We start from the raw sequence: 16884 nt of genomic DNA on the forward strand, positions 1-16884 counted from the left end.
CGACTCCGGTGAATCGGGGAAAGCGTCACCCTGCTCCTGCCGGCGGTGGACTTCGTCTCGTACGGCAGTGCTCCGGCGATACCGTTCGGCGGCGGCGCGGGCGTGCTCTAACCCCTTTTCCCGCACTTCATTAGGTATGTCCATGTCAACGCACGCTCCGATCCGGATCCCTGACGCCCGCGGCCGACCGGTCGTCCCGCTTCATGTCTCGATCGTGAGCACGCCTTCCGCGCAGGAGAGCACGGTGACCTCCAACGGCGCGCGGTCGCTTTCGGGGAACGAGATGCGCACCCGGCCACCCTCCTGGCGCTGCCAGCGGCCTCGCACCTCATGCGGGCGGTCGGCCGCGCCGGGAAGAAGTGCGACGAACGTCCCGTCCGCCCGGAACTCCAGGCCTCGCCGCGGCCGCCGGGAAGGACGAAATGGATGGTCCTGTGCGCGGTAGACCGACGTGGTCTCGGTGTCCTCTTCGTAGGAATGGAGCCAGGCGCCGACGATGTCCGGCGGCGTCCCGCTCAGCGCTGCCCCCTGAATGATCGCGATGCCCCCTCTCACTCGCCCGGCCGGCGGCTGACCATGCCGAGGGCGACGCGAATGTCGTCGAGGACCTCCGCGGTCAGCCGCTCGCTGTCGTGCAGCAGGCGCTCCACCTCACCGTTGTGGCTCGGCCGCCGCATCTCGGGCACCGCCGTACCGGCGGCCGGGGCGGGCGCGCGCCTCACCGGCGCGACGAGGAACGACGCCCGCTCACCGTCCAGGCAGGCGTTCATCCGGGTGGCCTGGCCACGGGTGAACATGAACATGGCCGCGTCGTCGGTGTAGTCCATGTAATTCACGAACATGTCGCCGTTCGGCCCGTTGTCGCATGTGATGCGCGGGAAACGCGGCGTTCCCTGGTTCGAGTCGGCCTGGTTGGGGGTGTCGTCGACCTTGTCGTCGCTGGTGCACGCGCCGTCATCGTCGCCCCAGATGTGGTACAGGTTCAGCCAGTGACCGATCTCGTGCGTTGCGGTACGGCCACGGTCGAAGGGTGGCGCCGCGGTACCGGTCGTCCCGAAGGCGGAGTGCAGGATGACGACCCCGTCGGTCTGCGGCGGGCCGCCGGGAAACTGCGCGTAGCCCAGCAGACCTCCTCGAAGCTGGCAGACCCACAGGTTCAGGTACCGGTCGCTCGGCCAGGGGTCCGAACCGCCGGTGGCGTTCGCTTTCACGGCGTCGTCCCAGCTGAAGTCGCTCTGGTCGGTGGCGGTCCGGACGATGCCGTCCGTCGGATCGCCGTTCGGGTCCTGGGTGGCGAGGCGAAACTCGATCTTGGGATCGGCGACCAGCGGCTTCCAGGGGTCCGGCACCTTGGCCACGTCGGGGTTGGCCGCGCGGAAGTCCTGGTTGAGGACGGCGACCTGTCCGTGGATCTGCTCGTCCCCGATGTTCTGCACAGGAACGCTCCGGTTGTGCACCACGTGGACGACGACCGGGATGGTGACCACGTCGGTCCGCGCAGGGGCGAGCCGCCCTCGCTCGTACTGTAGAGCGCGGTTCTCGATCAACGCGCGCCGGGCGCGGTAGGTCATGCTCTCGTTGAGCAACCTGCGGTGCACGAGCATGGTCCCGCACAGATCGCGGGCCGGAAGCCGTGGATAGCCGGGTTCGGTCATGGCGATTCCTCCCTGGTCCCGGGGGATCGTACGGCGCGACTCACCCTCGGCGAGCGCCTTCGTCGCGGCCTTCGAGGACACGGCCCGCGAGACCGGGCGGACAGACCTGGTGGCGACCAGCCCAGAGCCCCGCGGTTCCGCCGTCGCGTGCCCATAACGCCATCATGCGAGCTGTCCGGCACCCAAGGTAACCAGGAACATCGCACCGTTAGGTTGATCAAGCGGAAAGACTCGCGCGTCACACCATGCGCACGGCAAACATCCGGCATCAAGGCGGCTCAGCCCGCGTGGTACCGCCGAACGAGGGCGCGCCCACGCGGACCCGGCAGGACCAGGTTGCCATCGATGATCAGCATGAAGCGTTCCAGCCCGGGGACGATGACGTGCACCGCGACGATCCGCTCCGGCAGGACGGCCACGACGCGCCGGTACGGCACGTGGCCGTGCGCGACCAGGATGGAGATCAGCTCACGTAGCTGCTCACGGGGGTGACCGGGCACGCCGCCGGGATGGCCGTAGGGGATCGTGCGGGCGCCGCGCAGGTGGTCGGTGAGGTCGAATCGCTCGCACGCGCGCAGTTCCGGATGGTCGGCATGCCACACCGGCTCATCTCGGAGTGGCGCGCCGGACCGCGCGAGCGTCTCGCCCAAGGTCATCTGGACGAGCTCGGTGAGGGCCCGCCAGGCGGCGTAGGAGGCGCTGAGCGAGGCGCCGGCGCCCCGCCGATGCGGATGGCGAGAGGTCGGGATGGTGTAGGCGAGCATGGTGGGGACGCCCAGATCGCTGGTGATGTCCAGCAGGTGCACCGGCGAACCGGTGAGCCGTTCGGCCGCCGAGTACGCGTGCGCCAGGTCGTACGGGAGAGTGGCCGGATCTATCACGTTCGGATGGAAATCGGCTTCGCTGAGAAACGCCCGTACCAGGAGCAGGGAGAGGGCGTCGCGCTCGATGGTCTCGTTGAGGGCGTGCAGGAGCGCCTCGGCGGCGGTGACGCCGACGGCCGAACCGCTGTTGCAGCTGTAGCGCATCAGGTGGCCGTAGTCGCAGGTGTCCCCGGCCTGCTCGCGGAGCCGGCGGGCGTGGGTCTCGACGAACCAGGGCGCCCGCAGGAACAGGGGCACCGGGATCTCCCGTCCTCCACCCAGCGGACGGTAACGGTGGCAGGCCAGGCGGCTGCGCGGCGCGCGCGCCAGCAGTACGCCGCAGGCCTCACGCCGCAGTGGCCCGGCGACGATGTGAGCGGGCTCGACCAGCTCCAGGGACGTGGGATCGAACAGGGCCGGGCCGGTCAGATAGTGTTCCAGCGCCTCGAACAGCGCTCCTGTGCGCGCCGCCTCGCGCCGCCCCTTGCCCATCCCTTCGGCCATCGGCGGGCCCGCGCGCTCATCGGTGGGCAGCGGGCCGGCGTTCTCGTCGGCGAGCAGCCGGCAGGACCAGGCGGTGGGATCGCCGCCTGGTCCGATGTCCCTGAGTACCGGTGTGAGGCCGAGCTTCGCGAGCGCCGCCGTCACCCGCCGCGTGGCATCCCGCAACGACACAACGCGCTCCACCTCGAACGGCGAGTCGCGTCTCCACTGTGGTTCGGTCGATCGGGACACGGAGCCGCCCTCCGCTCGGATATGGCACGAGACGGTGGGCATGGGAAACGTCCCACGCCCACCCCGGGGTATTCCACAAGAGCGCCATGAATAGCCGTACACGATCGCCGCGCCGGTCCGCGGTCGCCGGCGTGGAGGTTTTCCGGCATCGAACGGCGGGCATGTCTGCCGACATCGCCGCCGTTCACCGCCGGCAGGCGCGGATCTTGCAGCCAGGTCCGAGCGACGGGATCGCCGACTCCGCGACCCGTGAATCGCGAGTCGTCATCTCCGGGATCAGACCTTCCAACCTGGCCGGAGCGCCCTCCAGTTCCCATTTCTCCGGAGTGACGTTCAGCCGCAGGCACGTTCAGCCGCACGCACCGGGACGCTGAACGTCGTCGCGGCGGAGAGCCGTACGGCGGAGGGAGAAACCATGATCTTCGAACCGTTTGCGATCGGCGGCGTCACCTTCAAAAACCGCGTGATCCGGTCGTCGATCGGCGGGAGGACGGCGTATTACGACGGAACGGTCAGCAACGCGTGGAAGAACTTCGAGCTGCGCTTCGCGCGGAACGGCGTGGCCGCGATCGTGTCGGCCACGCTGAACGTCAACCCCGTGCGGTGGTCACCGCTCGAGTATCCCCAGATCAGCCACGACAAGTTCATCGCACATCTGCGAGAGGCGATCCACGCCATCCACGCCGAGGGCTGCAAGTACGTGATCCAGATCGGCGACGGCGGCTCGCACGTCCAGACGAGCCTGTTCAGCCAGCCTCAGGACGGCTACGGCCCGTCGTCGGGCTTCGACCTGCTCTTCGGTTACCGCACCCGGCGGACCGAGATGACGCTCGCCGACATCGAGCAGACGGTCTACGAGTTCGGGCAGGCGGCGCGGCGCGTGCGCGAGGCGGGCGCCGACGGCGTCGAGATCACCGCGTCGAAAGGCTACCTGATCCATCAATTTCTGAACCCGGCCATCAACCGCCGCCAGGACCGATACGGCGGCTCCGTCGAGAGACGCTTCCAGCTCCTGCGGGAGGTCATCGGCGCGGTGCGCCGGCAGGTCGGAAACGACTTCCTGGTCGGCGTGCGGATATCGGCCTGGGACCGCAACTACCTGCCGGTCGACATACGGTGGCCGGTGACCAGGCCGCTGCGCGCGTTCTTCCGGGGCAACGACATCGCCACCTACCTCCGCTACGGCAGGTGGCTGCGGGATCTGGGCGTCGGCTACCTGCACGTGAGCAACGGCTACGGCTTCATCAACCCCGGCGAGACCCCTGGCCGGTTCCCGGTCGACGAGATTCGGCAGTTCGCCAACTCCACCCGTCACCTGTCGGCCAAGGCGGCGGTACGGGCGACGATTCTCAACGTGGTGCCCAAGATGGTGCTCGACCGGATCCTGAGCATCGGATGGACGACCGGCGAGGCGGCCAACCTCCATGACGCACGGCGGTTCCGGCAGGAGGTCGGACTGCCGGTGATCGCCAACGGCGGGTTCCAGAGACGTTCCCTGGTCCAGGAGGCGCTCGACTCCGGCGCGTGCGACCTCATATCGATGGCACGGCCGCTGCTGGCGAACCCCGACCTCATCGAGTTGTTCCGTCAAGGCGGGGAGGCTCCCGCCCGGCCGTGCACATTCTGCAATCGTTGCGCGATCCGCACGACGCTGTTCCCGCTCGGTTGTTATGAGCCTCTGCGCTTCGACTCGGACGCGGAGATGGAGGCGCAGATCTTGGACTGGTCGGCCCGGCCCGACATCACCGAGCCGCTCCCCTGGGACCCGTCCGGCCCGGCGATCCCATCACCGGCCGGACCTCTCTCCCACCATCTGGGGTGAACTCCCATTTTTCCCGAACAGTAGGTATTGAGCACAAGCGGAGCAAAATGCTGCCAACCACACGTTTTGTGGGCGACGTGCCCGGCGAGGAAGCTCCGGGGAAGGGGAGCCCAATGAGCAAGGTCGAGAAACGTGAACGCCCCGCCGGCATCGCACGGAAAGCCGTGTGGCAGGAGCGCTATGTCGGCGGCACCTCCGAGGCGGAGCGGCTGATATTCGAAAAGCTCGCCCAGGACCTCATGCTGGTGCAGCTGAGAACCAAAAAGGTCACCGGCGCCGCCGATATCGCGAGGGCTTTCCAGGCGAAAACGATTCTCGGCGTGGAGAACGCGAGGCTCACCTTCCGCGACGACCTTCCCAGCGATCTGCGAGCCGGCTTCGCTCAGCCGGGGGCCGAATATCCGGTCGTCGTCCGGCTGTCCAATGCCGGCGGTGCCCACCAGCCGGATGCCGCGCCCGACCTGCGGAGCGCGGCGCTACGCGTCCAGACGGCGCCTGGGGAGGCCCACGACCTCCTCATGACCAACTTCCCGACCTCCCATGCCGCCAATGCACGGGAGCTCGTCAAGTTCGCGCAGGCCATGGCCGGCGCGAACTCGACGCTGCGCAAGGCTTTCGCGTGGTTCGTCACGCTGCCCATGGCGATCGGCTGGTCCTCCGCCGCGCGCATGCGGCGGAACCTGAGGGCGGCGACCCGGCGCACCGTCCGCAGCCTCGCGCTCGAGACGTTCTGGAGTCGCAGCGCGATTCTGTGGGGAGAATCGGGGCCGGTGCGTTACCAGCTCCGCCCCGCCATGCCGGCGCCGCCGGCTCCCGCACCGTCGCGCACCGATCCCGACTACCTCCGCCACGAGCTGTCCAGGCGGCTGACCACGACGGACGTCGTCTTCGAGCTGTGCGTGCAGCGCTACGTGGACGCGAGGCGCACGCCCATCGAGGACGGTGCGGCCGACTGGCGGGAGGAGGACGCGCCCGTCATCCCCGTGGCCAAGCTGAGGATCGCTCGTCAGGACACCGCCACCGCCGAGGCGCGTGCCGCCGAGCGACGAGTCGACGATCTCGCGTTCAATCCGTGGAACACCACAGAGGAGTTCCGGCCCCTCGGCAACCTCAACCGCGCGCGCAAGGCCGCCTATGAGGCCAGCAGCGCCCATCGCCTGGGCGACCGCTTCGTCACGCCGGTGCCGTGGCACAACACCGTGCTGGGCGTGCCCGTACGAGCCGGATTCCGGCTCCTCAACCGGGTCGTCCCTTGGCACCGGCTTCCTCCGTCGCTCGGCCTGGTCAATCTGGCCGCCCTGCGGCAGGCACTGCGCCAGGACAACCTCATCGACACCGACATCAGGCAGGCCCCGCCGGAGGCGGGGCCGGTGCCCCCACCCACCGATGAGCGGCTGCGCGTCCGGCGCAGCTATGACGGCAGCCACAACGATCTCTCCGCGCCGGCGATGGGCAGCGTCGGCTCCGCCTTCGGCCGCAACCTCCCCCCCGTCCACCGCCCTGACCTCTTCGACACGCCGAACCCCGTCGTCGTGAGCCGTGAGCTGCTCCACCGTGACGGCTTCACACCGGCGCGGTCGCTGAACATCCTCGCCGCCGCGTGGATCCAGTTCCAGGTGCACGACTGGGTCGACCACAGGCGCCACCCGTTCGGGAGCAAGACCGTGGAGGTGCCGCTTCCACCGGGCATGAGGTGGCGGAACACCCCCGAAGGGCCGCTCGAAGAAGTGATGCGCTTCGCCGAGAACGAGGGCATCCCTCATGCCGAGGGCACCCGGCCGCCGATCCTGTTCGGCAACAGCGCGTCGCACTGGTGGGACGGCTCTGAGGTCTACGGCGGGGACGAGACCGTCGCCACGTCACTGCGGGAACCGGGCGGCGGCGCGGAACTGCGTCTGGAAGACGGCCACCTGCCGTCCGCCCCGGACGGCACCCCGATCACCGGCTTCAAGGAGAACTGGTGGCTCGGCCTCAGCATCATGCACACCCTGTTCGCCCGCGAGCACAACGCCGTGTGCCAGGCCTTGCGCGCCGAGTACCCCAACATGAGCGACGACAGCGTGTACCACACCGCCCGGCTCGTCATCTCCGCCCTCATCGCCAAGATACATACCGTGGAGTGGACTCCGTCGATCCTGGCCACCGACCTGATCGACACCGGGCTGCACGCCAACTGGTACGGCCCTCCGAAGAACTGGCTCACCCAGTTGGGCCTGTGGCTGTACGACGCGCACGCCCTCAAGGGCATCCCGCGGACCCTGCCCGACCATCACAACGTGCCCTACTCCCTCACCGAGGAGTTCGTCACCATCTATCGGATGCACCCACTGATCCCGGACGACTTCGAGACCGCCGACCACACCTCCGGCCGACGGCTGGAAAACCTGACGCTGAACGACATCCAGGGCGCGGCGACCGAGGCGGTCATGCGCAGGACCGGCCTGGCCAACTCGCTGTACTCGTTCGGCATCGCTCACCCGGGTGCGATCACCCTGCACAACTACCCGCGCGCGCTCCAGGCGTTCGAGCGTGGCGGTGAGGTGATCGACCTGTCCGTCGTCGATCTCGTACGCGACCGGCGCCGCGGCATCCCCCGCTACAACGACTTCCGCGCAGGGCTGCACAAGCCGCGCCTCCGGCGGTTCGAGGATCTCACGTCCCGGCCGGAGACGCTGGTGCGACTCAAGGACGTCTACCGCACCGTCGACGAGATCGACACGATGGTCGGACTCTTCGCCGAGAATCCGCCCACCGGCTTCGGCTTCAGCGACACCGCCTTCCGCCTGTTCATCCTCATGGCCAGCCGACGGCTGCAGAGCGACCGCTTTCTCACGGTCGACTTCAGACCGGAGATCTATACGCCAATGGGGATGGACTGGATCGAACGCAACGGCATGACCAGCGTCATCCTCCGCCACTGCCCCGAACTGGCGGCCTCCCTGCCGAGAACGGCCGCCGCCTTCAAACCATGGCGCCCGACTCCCGGTCCGCGGCTCTGACGCGTCGAAGCGCGATCCTCCGCCGGCCTCCCTGAGCGTCTCAGGGAGCGGTGAGGACGTAGCCTCCCACGGAGGCGGGGATGACGAAGGAGTCCAGCCGCCGCAGCCGATGTGTCGTGCGGTCCAGCCGGTACCAGGTGTGCGTCCTGCGGTACGCGCTGCCCGACCCGCGGTCGACGCGGGTCAGGACATCGACGTGGCCGGCCTTGTCCCAGCGTGTCGCCAGAAGCCGCTCGCCCTTGCCGAGCAGGAAGGGAATGGTGGTCTTCTTGCCGGTGGCCAGGTTGCGCAGGAGCACCGCGTTCTTCCGCGAAGCGCTGTCACTGGCCCGGATGCCCGCCACGGTGACGCCTCCGGGGCCGAGGGCACCCCGGGTGTAGACCGAACGCCGCAGCTTCACCTTCCACGTGCCGGTCGCGTAGAGCACCGCCGTGCGGTTGTTCCCGGCGAGCATGCGCCCTCCGTCCGGGCTGAACCCCCACGACTGGTACCCCTTGGGCAGCGTGAAAGCCTTGCCCTTGGTCGTGTCCACCAGCCGCTCCACCTCCCGCCCGGACGGCAGGAGGCCACGCAGACCGACGAACCGGCCGCCCGGCGAAAGGGTCAGCCAGGTCATCTGCATATCGTCCGGCCAGTGCACCTTGGAGGCCGGACGCGCCTTGCCGGTGGCGGCCTTCCAGATCATCAGCACGCCGTCGCGCTCACGGAAGTACGCGACCTGTGCGCCGTCCTGCGACACGTCGACGACTGCCTGCGTCACGTACTCGCCGGGCGCCACGGTCCTGCGCGCCTCGGGCAGCGCGACGACGCGGCCGTTGCTCAGCCACACCTTCCACGGCCCACACGGATGCCGCCCGCCATCATCCTGCAGGCACGCACCAAGGCCGACATAACGGACCACAGGCGCGGCCACCACGGCTTCGGCCACAGCACCGGCCACAGGCGTAACCGCCACGGCTTCGGCCGGACCACCGGCCACGATCGCGACCGCTGCCATGAGCGCGGCGATGGCCGCCCGTAACACCATCCCGACATCCTGCGAGCACTTCCCACATCCCGTCAACCCACCGACGCGTGAAGCGGAACCGGCGTCTCCACCGACCACCGGCCCCCGGCTCGATAGTGTGGCCGGATGGCGAAGGTCTTGGTCACCGGCATGTCGGGCACGGGCAAGTCCACCGTGCTGCGTCGGCTCGGGCTGCGGGGCTATCGCGTCGTGGACACCGACACCGACCAGTGGAGCCACTGGGTGACACTGCCGGACGGATCGCCCGACTGGGTGTGGCGGGAGGACGCCATCGGCGCGCTGCTGGCCGAGCCGGATGACGGCGGGCTCTTCGTCGCCGGCTGCAAGTCCAACCAGGGCCGGTTCTATCCGCTGTTCGACCACATCGTCCTGCTCAGCGCGCCCGCCGACGTCCTGATGGCCAGGATCGCCGCACGCACCGACAACCCCTACGGCAAGCGAAGCGAGGAGAGAAACCTGATCCTGCACCACCTCGCCGTCGTAGAACCCCTCCTACGAGCCACAGCGACCACCGAGATCGACACCCGCACCCCCCTCGAACAGGTAGTCACCCACCTCGAACACCTCGCCAACGCCCCGGCGCGCCCCTCGTCCGAATGAGCTTCCCCCCGACCGCTGCCGCCGCGTCATCGAGGTTCAGCCCCGCGGCGTCGCGAAGCCAGCCACGGGAGCAAGGGCACCAACGAGTCGCTACTCGCCGCTCTCTACGACTGAGTCGACCTCTCCACCTCCCCGACCTGCTGACCTCCTTCAGGGAACGGCGGCCGCGCGGCCAAGCGCGCTACCGGCTCAGGGCGGTCGGCCAACTGGCGACGCGCGAGGTTGATGAAGACCAGACGGGCGTCTTCGATGGTGCTGCGGGCCGCAGCCCACTCCTCCTCTGAAGTGATCTCGCGCATGCTGATCTTCCGGTTCGTCTCCCAGAAGACCTGATCGATCTGATGCGCTACGGACACCAAATCCGGGCGGCTGACCAGTGTGAGGACGGTCAGCGCTTCGTTCCACGCGACCCAGTCCGTTCTGGTCCCGTCCCTCCAGGCGGACAGGAAACCGAACTGCACCCGGTTGGACTCCCGCATGATGCCCAAGCAGGCATCCACCTGGCGATCACGCAGCCAATGCTCCTTCTGAGCACGTCTGGTGAGCATTCCACCGAGCACCACCCCGAGCAGAGTCCCAAGGATCCCCCCGAGCACCGGAACGATCGAACCGAACTGCACGAGTCCTCCCGACGCCAGGTTCACGAGTCCTACGCGATGGTCTCAGGATGGCTCTCCCGAGACCATCAGCACGATCTCGACGCCCTCCAGAGCCACGGTCCGCCCATGGCCAGAGGAGTTCCGGGCACGGGTAGGCGCGAACATCAGCGCTATGCGCGTAGGCGGCTTGTCTGGGGGTCGTAACAGACGAGGCCATGCTCGTGCGCGAGCCGGGCGGCGACGCCCGACGCCTCGTCCGCTCTCGACCACTGCATGGACAGGGAGATGACTCCTCCTCGCGCCTCATCGATCAGTGGACCGGTCGCCCATGGACTGTCCTCGCCCTGGTCGGTCGTGATGTCAGGCCATCTCTGCAGTAGCGCTTCGACATAGGCACGGATGCGTGGCGTCGGCACCGGCGCCTCGTCCTCCTCCATGAGCTCCATGACGGCGTCGTACTCGACCTCGGCAGCCTCGTCGTCCGCCGGTTGCTCGCCTTCCCAGACCACCAGGTCATAACTCATGCGGGGCAACTTCCCCCACTGCCGTCCTTCCGGCAAGAGCAAAGGTCACCGGACTGGCCCGGCCCGCCGTCGGCGGGCCGCATCGGAGGTCACGCGGTTTCCCTACGGCCCCTGATCTACTCGCTGCCACACCGTCACGCCATTGCCAATCCGGCGCGGATCTCCGTGGGCCGTCAGGGGTAGCCGGGAGCGCGAGTGGCAACGCCTTGCGCCCGGCAGGCGAAGGGGGCGAAGCCCCCTGGGAAACACGGCCCGGAGCGAAGGACCATGCCGGACGATCCTTTCCCTACGCCAAGCGAGCAATCATGTCTGGCGGTCCCGAAGCCGACACCATGGTTCAGCGTGCCGAGAACCGTCCAGACAGCACACCCATGCGGAATGCGGTCCACTCGGAGGCGACGCACCGCAACGGCTCGCGCGAGGGGTCCTTGGAGTCTCGTATGGCCTTGGCGCCGGCGGCCAGGTCGGCGACCTCGACACAGTCGTTCTCGGCGGCGCTGTGAGAGGACTTGCGCCAGTTCAGGTGGGCGTAGAGGTCGAGCTCAGGGTGGGTCACGTCATCTTCCCTTCCTCCATCCGAACGATCAGAGCCACGGAGTCGTCCACCGGGAGTGCGGCGGCCACGATCCGGTCGAACGCGTCGGCGAAGGTCTTCACCTCTGCGACATTCTCAACATAAGAGGCACCGATCAGGTTTTCCAGCAAAACGACGTCAGGCATGGCATCCGGAAAGCTGACAAGACTGAATCCGCCCGCGCTGCCAGGATGCGGAGTCGCGTCCAGAGGCATGACCTGCATCGTGATGTTGGGCAGTTCCGCGACCTCCCGTAGTCTGCGAAGTTGATCGCGCATGGTGTCCGGCCGTACCGCGAATCGCTGATGAAGGACTGCCTCCGAGATGACCGCCCACATCTTCAGCGGGCCACCTGGACGCGTGAGTACGGCCTGACGCGCCATACGGAGCTCAGCCAGAGCTGCGATCTCATCGGGGGTACGGGTCATGCTGATGCCGGCGATGGTCTCGCGGGCATACGCGGCCGTTTGCATCAGGCCAGGGATGAGCAAAGGGGCGAAGATCCGGATACCGGTACCATCCGACTCCAGCGAGATGTAGTCCGCATAGGCCGGCGCGACGATCCCGCTGTAGGTCTGCCACCAGCCACGCTTGCCCGCATCCTTGGCCAGCCCTTCAAGCGCGTGGAAGATCTCCGGGTCGGTCACTCCGTACGCATTGAGCAGGGCGGCTACCTCAGCCGGCCGGATGTGAGCGTTGGCGTTCTCGATGCGCGACAGTTTGGGAGCTTTCCACCCGACCGCTGCTGCCGCGTCATCGAGGTTCAGCCCTGCGGCATTGCGAAACCGGCGAAGGGACTCTCCAAGCCGTCGCCGACGGACGGTGGGAACGGGACGCGCGTTCGGCATAGGCGCAGTGTTCCATTACTTGACGTAGCAGGACCCGTACTCCATGGAACTTCTGACGAGTTTCGGTGACAAGGTTGCGACTCCCGGTGCCAGAGGTGCATGCTCCAATCGCGGATGACCACCCTTCGTGAGCAAAAAATTCCGAAAGGTGACAAAGGACATCATCCACGTAACCGCATAAGACAACGAAGGGCGATCACCGTGACGGAGGAGCAGACGAAGGCCGCCTTGGGGTTCTACCTGGTCGGCAGGCACGATGGGTTCGTAGTGCACATGAACGTGTGCGAGGAGAACCTCCGGGCCGTACGGGAGGCGACCTTGAAGGTCCTGACCGGCGCGGGAGTGGACATCGAGCTGGCCGAGTCGGCCCGGTTGATCGCGTCGGAGCTGATCGGAAACGCCGTGCGGGCATGCGGCCACTGGGCACCCGTGATCGTCGAGGTCGAGCAGGACGCGAGGGGTATCTGGGTCAAGGTGCACGACCCGAACCCTGCACGACTACCCGTCCGGTCGGGAACGGCTCCCGACGACCCGAACGCCGAGTCCGGACGCGGTCTGTGGCTACTTGACGCACTCGCCCCAGGCTGGGACGTCGCCCTCACCCCCGTCGGCAAACAGGTCCGATGCCTGCTCCCGTCACCGGAAGCCGTACGGGTCAGAATCACGGGAGAAAGTGACGCCAAAGCATCACCGCAGAACGAATCTGCGGATCTCGCCAGTTAGCCCCCCTTCACCGGCCGACCAGTGGCGCTAGCCGGGAGCGCGAGGGACGGAGCCTCTAGCTCGGGGTCGAAGCAGGCGGAGCTCTCTGGGAACACAGCCCTGAGCGCAGCGAAGGACCATGCTATCTGGGGAGAACTCCCTCGCATCGTCCACCTCGCAGAAGGGACCAAGACATGAACCGCTCCCCGGCCGACTCCCTCGCCTGGCGCAAGTCCACCTACAGCGGCGCGGAGAACAACTGCGTAGAGGTGGCCGGCCTCCCCCACGGCGCCAAGGCCATCCGTGACTCCAAGGACCCGGCACGCGGGTCTCTCCGAGTCACCGCCTCCCAGTGGACCGCCCTCCTCGACATGGTGGAGTGATTTATCGGCCCGTCGGGCGCGCGGGGCGGTGCATGCCTGGAAGCGAACGGTAGGCCCAGGTCGCGGGGCGTTACAGGGCGTACCGATCGGCAGGGGTTGTCGGCGCGCGCATCTCCTAAGATCATCCGTCATACGGCGAACCCGGTCCCAGGGCTTCCCCAGGACCGGGTTCTTGCTGTTCAGGAGCCTGACCGCTCCCTTCAGGGAACCGTCAACGGCCATGCCCTGGCACGACCAGCAGGGTGATCGAGTTCGCCGGGTACGCCGCGTTGACCCGGCCCTGGTGCACCGTGAGATCGGCGCCGCGCACGATCGAGTTGAGATCGGCTGTGCTGTAGGTGAACCGCTGCGCCTTGGCGTCGCCGTGCAGTCCGGCGATCGACAACGGTGAGGTCAGCTCGCCGCCGGTCTTGTTGATGACCATCAGGGTCAGCGCCTTGTCGCGCGAGCGCTGCGCCCCGTACACCGCCAGCTGCCCTTGATCGCTGCTGGTCGCCGACACGCTCACGTCACCGAATCGGCTCCCCGCGCCGTCGTAGTTGCGATACATCCGGAACGCGTAGGCGCCGGGCTGCGTCGGCTGGGGTTCGCCCCAGATGGTGGCGAGGTCGAGACCCTCACGCCCGAAGATGCCGAGAACGTCGGCCTGCGCCAGGGCGCCGTTGATGTCGTCCAGCGCGCCCCAGTTGTACTCGGTGATCGCGGTCTTCGTGCCGGGGTAGTACTGCGCGACCCACTCCTTCATCTTGCGGATGAACTGCAGCGGCGGCGCGTTCACGCCCGTGGGCCCGATCCAGGACTCCTCGACGTAGGTCGGGTCCCACAGCGAACGCGTGGACCGCAGCCGCCACGCGTTGGACTCGGCGTCCTTCCCACCATTGATCTGCGGGTAGTAGTGCTGGTCGAAGTAGTTGAGGATGCGCTTGCCGCCGTGCGCGTCGCTGTAGTCCTTCATGTTCTTCAGCCACCACTGCGACAGGTTGAGCCCGCCGTGCGCGGCCGCGTCGGCGCCCGGCCCACATCCGTCCACCCCGGACGCGACCCACTCGCAGTATCCCCAGCCGGACGGGCCGAGCACCGCCGCGCTCGGGTCGGCGGCCTTGATGGCCGCGGCGGTCGCGGTTCCCTTGCTGCCCAGCTCGTCGTACGAGACCGCCTCGGGGTGCACGTCGCGGTGCGTGGAGTTCCACAAGACCGGCTCGTTGTCGAGCTCGTAGATCGACACGCCGCCGCGCGCCGCCTTACCGAACTGGCTCACGAGATGCGACACCATCTCGCCGTCGAACGAGGCGTCCACCGGGATCGAGGTGTCCTCGGGCACCGCCCCGGTGAGGTTGGCGTTGTTGAGCCTGCCGTTGCCGCAGCCGGGGTCCCACTGGTCGAATCCGTCCTGAGTGGGGAACCGGCCGACAGGGAATCCGCAGGCGAACGGGTGCTCGGCGGGCGAGTCCTTGGCCACCCATCCGCTCATCGGCACGGTGACGACCTGTTTGGTGCCGCGATCCCGGTTGGTCTGGACGAACGCCTCGACCGTCTTGTCGGGCCCGGCGACGATGTTCTCGAAGTACCAATCGCTGCCCGTGTTGTAGGTGTGGTTCTTGAAGTTGTAACGCGTGCTCGCGTTGCCGCCCCAGCGCGCCACCGGCAGGCCGATCTCGGCGGCGAACGCCGGGTCGGCGCCGTTCATGCCGTAGATGTCCTGACTGATCGCGTGCCGGGCGGCGGACAGGTTCACCGACAATGCCGGACCCGCCGCGGCCGCAGCCGGGTCCAGGGCCGCCTGGACGGTCAATGTCCCGGCCACCAAGGACACCGCTACGCCGAGCGTCGTGGCCGGTCGCGGCTTCCGCTGCCGTTGAGCACCCATCATCGACGCTCCCGTTAGTCGATCCATCGGTCAACAATCGAGGAGCCTGACCGGACGATTCACCCGAGTCAAGGCGCTGCGGTCGCGCGGAGGGCGGCGGCCAGGCGGTACCGGGCAATCTCGGCCCCTGACTAGGTGCGTCTCCTGGTCAAGCCCTGCCCGCCCCGTACCGACCCGGCCACGGTTCAGGAGGACAGCCTGAAAGTTGCACGCAGCCCCACGACTTCGGCCTTTCGGCTGCACGGCGACCTGAAGATCGACTTCGTGGGGCCGCTCGACCTCGCCGGTCAACGACCGCGATCAGTGGACAACGTCACCACTCGGCGCTGTGACCGAGAACGATCAGAGCTGATCGTTTAGGCCGGAACAGTGATCGTTCAGGAGCCCTGTGAGGGCACAGCGAACCCCGCCGCCCAGAGGAGGGAGACGGGGTTCGCGCACTTCAGGGGCTACTTGAGGAGTTGGCGGGCCATGACCATGCGCTGGATCTGGTTGGTGCCCTCGTAGATCTGGGTGATCTTGGCGTCGCGCATCATGCGTTCGACGGGGTAGTCGCGGGTGTAGCCGTAGCCGCCGAGGAGTTGGACGGCGTCGGTGGTGATGTCCATGGCGGCGTCGGAGGCGGCACACTTGGCGGCGCTGGAGAAGAAGGTCAGGTCGGCGATCTTCTCGCCGTGCATGGCGGCCTCGGACTTGGCGGCGGCGGCGTAGGTGAGCTGCCGGGCGGCCTCCAGCTTCATGGCCATGTCGGCGATCATGAACTGGAGTCCCTGGAACTCGGCGATGGGCTTGCCGAACTGCTTGCGCTCCTTGACGTACCCGATGGCGTAGTCGAGGGCTCCCTGGGCGATGCCGAGGGCCTGCGCGGCGATGGTGACGCGGGTGTGGTCGAGCGTGGCCAGGGCCGTCTTGAAGCCGGTGCCCTCCTCGCCGATCATGCGGTCGGCGGGGATGCGCGCGTTGTCGAAGATGACCTGGCGGGTCGGCGAGCCCTTGATGCCGAGCTTCTTCTCCTTGGCCCCGAAGGAGACCCCCTCGTCGGCCTTCTCCACGACGAAGGCCGAGATGCCCCGCGCTCCGGCGTCCGGGTCGGTCACGGCCATGACCGTGTAGAACTCCGACACGCCCGCGTTGGTGATCCACATCTTGGTGCCGTTGAGCACGTAGTGGTCGCCGTCCCGCACGGCGCGGGTCTTCATCGCCGCGGCGTCGGAGCCGGCCTCGGGCTCGGACAGGGCGTAGGAGAACATGCCCTCCCCGCGCGCGACCGGCCCGAGGTAGCGCTGCTTGAGCTCCTCGGAGGCCGACAGCAGCAGGGGCACGGTGCCGAGCTTGTTGACGGCCGGGATAAGGGACGAGGAGGCGCAGGCGCGTGCCACCTCCTCGATGACGATCACCGCGGCGAGCGCGTCCGCTCCGGCCCCGCCATACTGCTCGGGGATGTGCACCGCGTGCAGGTCGGCGGCGACGAGGGCCTTGTAGGCGTCCCACGGGAACTCGCCCGTCTCGTCGACCGTGGCGGCGTGCGGGGCGATCTTGTCGTCGGCGAGGGCCCGGACGGTCTCGCGCAGCATCGCGTGCTCTTCGCCGGGCGCGTAGAGAGGGAAGCTCATGTTCAAATACTAGGACGTCCGACTATACGGTGCCTGACTCAGGGGTATATGAGACACACCTGCACGGCGAAAT

Annotated in this window: 15 protein-coding genes; 5 read left to right on the forward strand and 10 right to left on the reverse strand. The window is 67.9% G+C overall.

The window, feature by feature from the left end; translation table 11 throughout:
* Positions 1-201: 201 nt before the first annotated feature.
* The 3 genes from ABZT47_RS07145 to ABZT47_RS07155 form a co-directional block, all read right to left on the reverse strand.
* Positions 202-555: a hypothetical protein gene (locus tag ABZT47_RS07145; protein WP_354837155.1), complete on the reverse strand. Its 354-nt coding sequence runs from the start codon at positions 553-555 to the stop codon at positions 202-204.
* On the reverse strand, positions 552-1655 hold the full coding sequence (locus ABZT47_RS07150; RefSeq protein ID WP_354837157.1) for a zinc metalloprotease: 1104 nt from the start codon (positions 1653-1655) through the stop codon (positions 552-554). The genes ABZT47_RS07145 and ABZT47_RS07150 overlap by 4 nt, the downstream gene beginning before the upstream one ends.
* 278 nt (positions 1656-1933) lie before the next feature.
* A complete protein-coding gene (locus ABZT47_RS07155) occupies positions 1934-3193 on the reverse strand; it encodes a YcaO-like family protein (protein ID WP_354837159.1) in 1260 nt (419 codons plus the stop codon).
* Between the two features lie 475 nt (positions 3194-3668).
* On the opposite strand from ABZT47_RS07155, the gene ABZT47_RS07160 reads away from it, so the two are divergent.
* Positions 3669-5075, forward strand: coding sequence for an NADH:flavin oxidoreductase (locus ABZT47_RS07160; RefSeq protein WP_354837161.1), 1407 nt, complete (start codon positions 3669-3671; stop codon positions 5073-5075).
* 113 nt (positions 5076-5188) lie between these two features.
* Positions 5189-8074 carry a peroxidase family protein gene (locus ABZT47_RS07165; protein WP_354837163.1) on the forward strand — a complete coding sequence of 962 codons (2886 nt, stop codon included), beginning with the start codon at positions 5189-5191 and terminating at the stop codon, positions 8072-8074.
* 40 nt (positions 8075-8114) lie between these two features.
* On the opposite strand, the gene ABZT47_RS07170 is transcribed toward ABZT47_RS07165, so the two are convergent.
* Complete coding sequence (locus ABZT47_RS07170) at positions 8115-9101, reverse strand: hypothetical protein (protein WP_354837165.1); 987 nt, start codon at positions 9099-9101, stop codon at positions 8115-8117.
* A gap of 105 nt (positions 9102-9206) precedes the next feature.
* On the opposite strand from ABZT47_RS07170, the gene ABZT47_RS07175 reads away from it, so the two are divergent.
* Positions 9207-9701 (forward strand): AAA family ATPase, encoded by a 495-nt coding sequence (locus ABZT47_RS07175; protein WP_354837167.1) that lies wholly within the window; start codon positions 9207-9209, stop codon positions 9699-9701.
* Positions 9702-9805: 104 nt separating this feature from the next.
* On the opposite strand, the gene ABZT47_RS07180 is transcribed toward ABZT47_RS07175, so the two are convergent.
* From ABZT47_RS07180 to ABZT47_RS07195, 4 genes are all read right to left on the reverse strand, one after another.
* Entirely contained in the window at positions 9806-10345 is a 540-nt protein-coding gene (locus ABZT47_RS07180) for a hypothetical protein (protein WP_354837169.1), read from the reverse strand.
* A gap of 125 nt (positions 10346-10470) precedes the next feature.
* Positions 10471-10824 (reverse strand): hypothetical protein, encoded by a 354-nt coding sequence (locus tag ABZT47_RS07185; RefSeq protein ID WP_354837171.1) that lies wholly within the window; start codon positions 10822-10824, stop codon positions 10471-10473.
* Positions 10825-11161: 337 nt separating this feature from the next.
* Entirely contained in the window at positions 11162-11380 is a 219-nt protein-coding gene (locus ABZT47_RS07190; RefSeq protein WP_354837173.1) for a DUF397 domain-containing protein, read from the reverse strand.
* Positions 11377-12246, reverse strand: coding sequence for a helix-turn-helix transcriptional regulator (locus ABZT47_RS07195; protein WP_354837175.1), 870 nt, complete (start codon positions 12244-12246; stop codon positions 11377-11379). Before ABZT47_RS07195 ends, ABZT47_RS07190 begins: the two co-directional genes overlap by 4 nt.
* A 114-nt stretch (positions 12247-12360) precedes the next feature.
* Here ABZT47_RS07195 and ABZT47_RS07200 point away from each other — a divergent pair, with 114 nt between their 5' ends.
* Positions 12361-12969 (forward strand): ATP-binding protein, encoded by a 609-nt coding sequence (locus ABZT47_RS07200; RefSeq protein WP_354837177.1) that lies wholly within the window; start codon positions 12361-12363, stop codon positions 12967-12969.
* Positions 12970-13142: 173 nt separating this feature from the next.
* On the forward strand, positions 13143-13331 hold the full coding sequence (locus ABZT47_RS07205) for a DUF397 domain-containing protein (protein ID WP_354837179.1): 189 nt from the start codon (positions 13143-13145) through the stop codon (positions 13329-13331).
* A gap of 211 nt (positions 13332-13542) precedes the next feature.
* Here ABZT47_RS07205 and ABZT47_RS07210 read toward each other — a convergent pair whose 3' ends face one another.
* Both ABZT47_RS07210 and ABZT47_RS07215 read right to left on the reverse strand, forming a co-directional pair.
* Positions 13543-15135 carry a glycoside hydrolase family 44 protein gene (locus tag ABZT47_RS07210; protein ID WP_354837181.1) on the reverse strand — a complete coding sequence of 531 codons (1593 nt, stop codon included), beginning with the start codon at positions 15133-15135 and terminating at the stop codon, positions 13543-13545.
* Between the two features lie 512 nt (positions 15136-15647).
* Positions 15648-16811, reverse strand: a complete 1164-nt coding sequence (locus tag ABZT47_RS07215) for an acyl-CoA dehydrogenase family protein (protein ID WP_354837183.1) — start codon at positions 16809-16811, stop codon at positions 15648-15650.
* Between the last annotated feature and the right edge of the window lie 73 nt (positions 16812-16884).

The sequence above is a fragment of the Sphaerisporangium sp. NPDC005289 genome (assembly GCF_040607455.1).
Classification (GTDB): domain Bacteria; phylum Actinomycetota; class Actinomycetes; order Streptosporangiales; family Streptosporangiaceae; genus Sphaerisporangium; species Sphaerisporangium rhizosphaerae.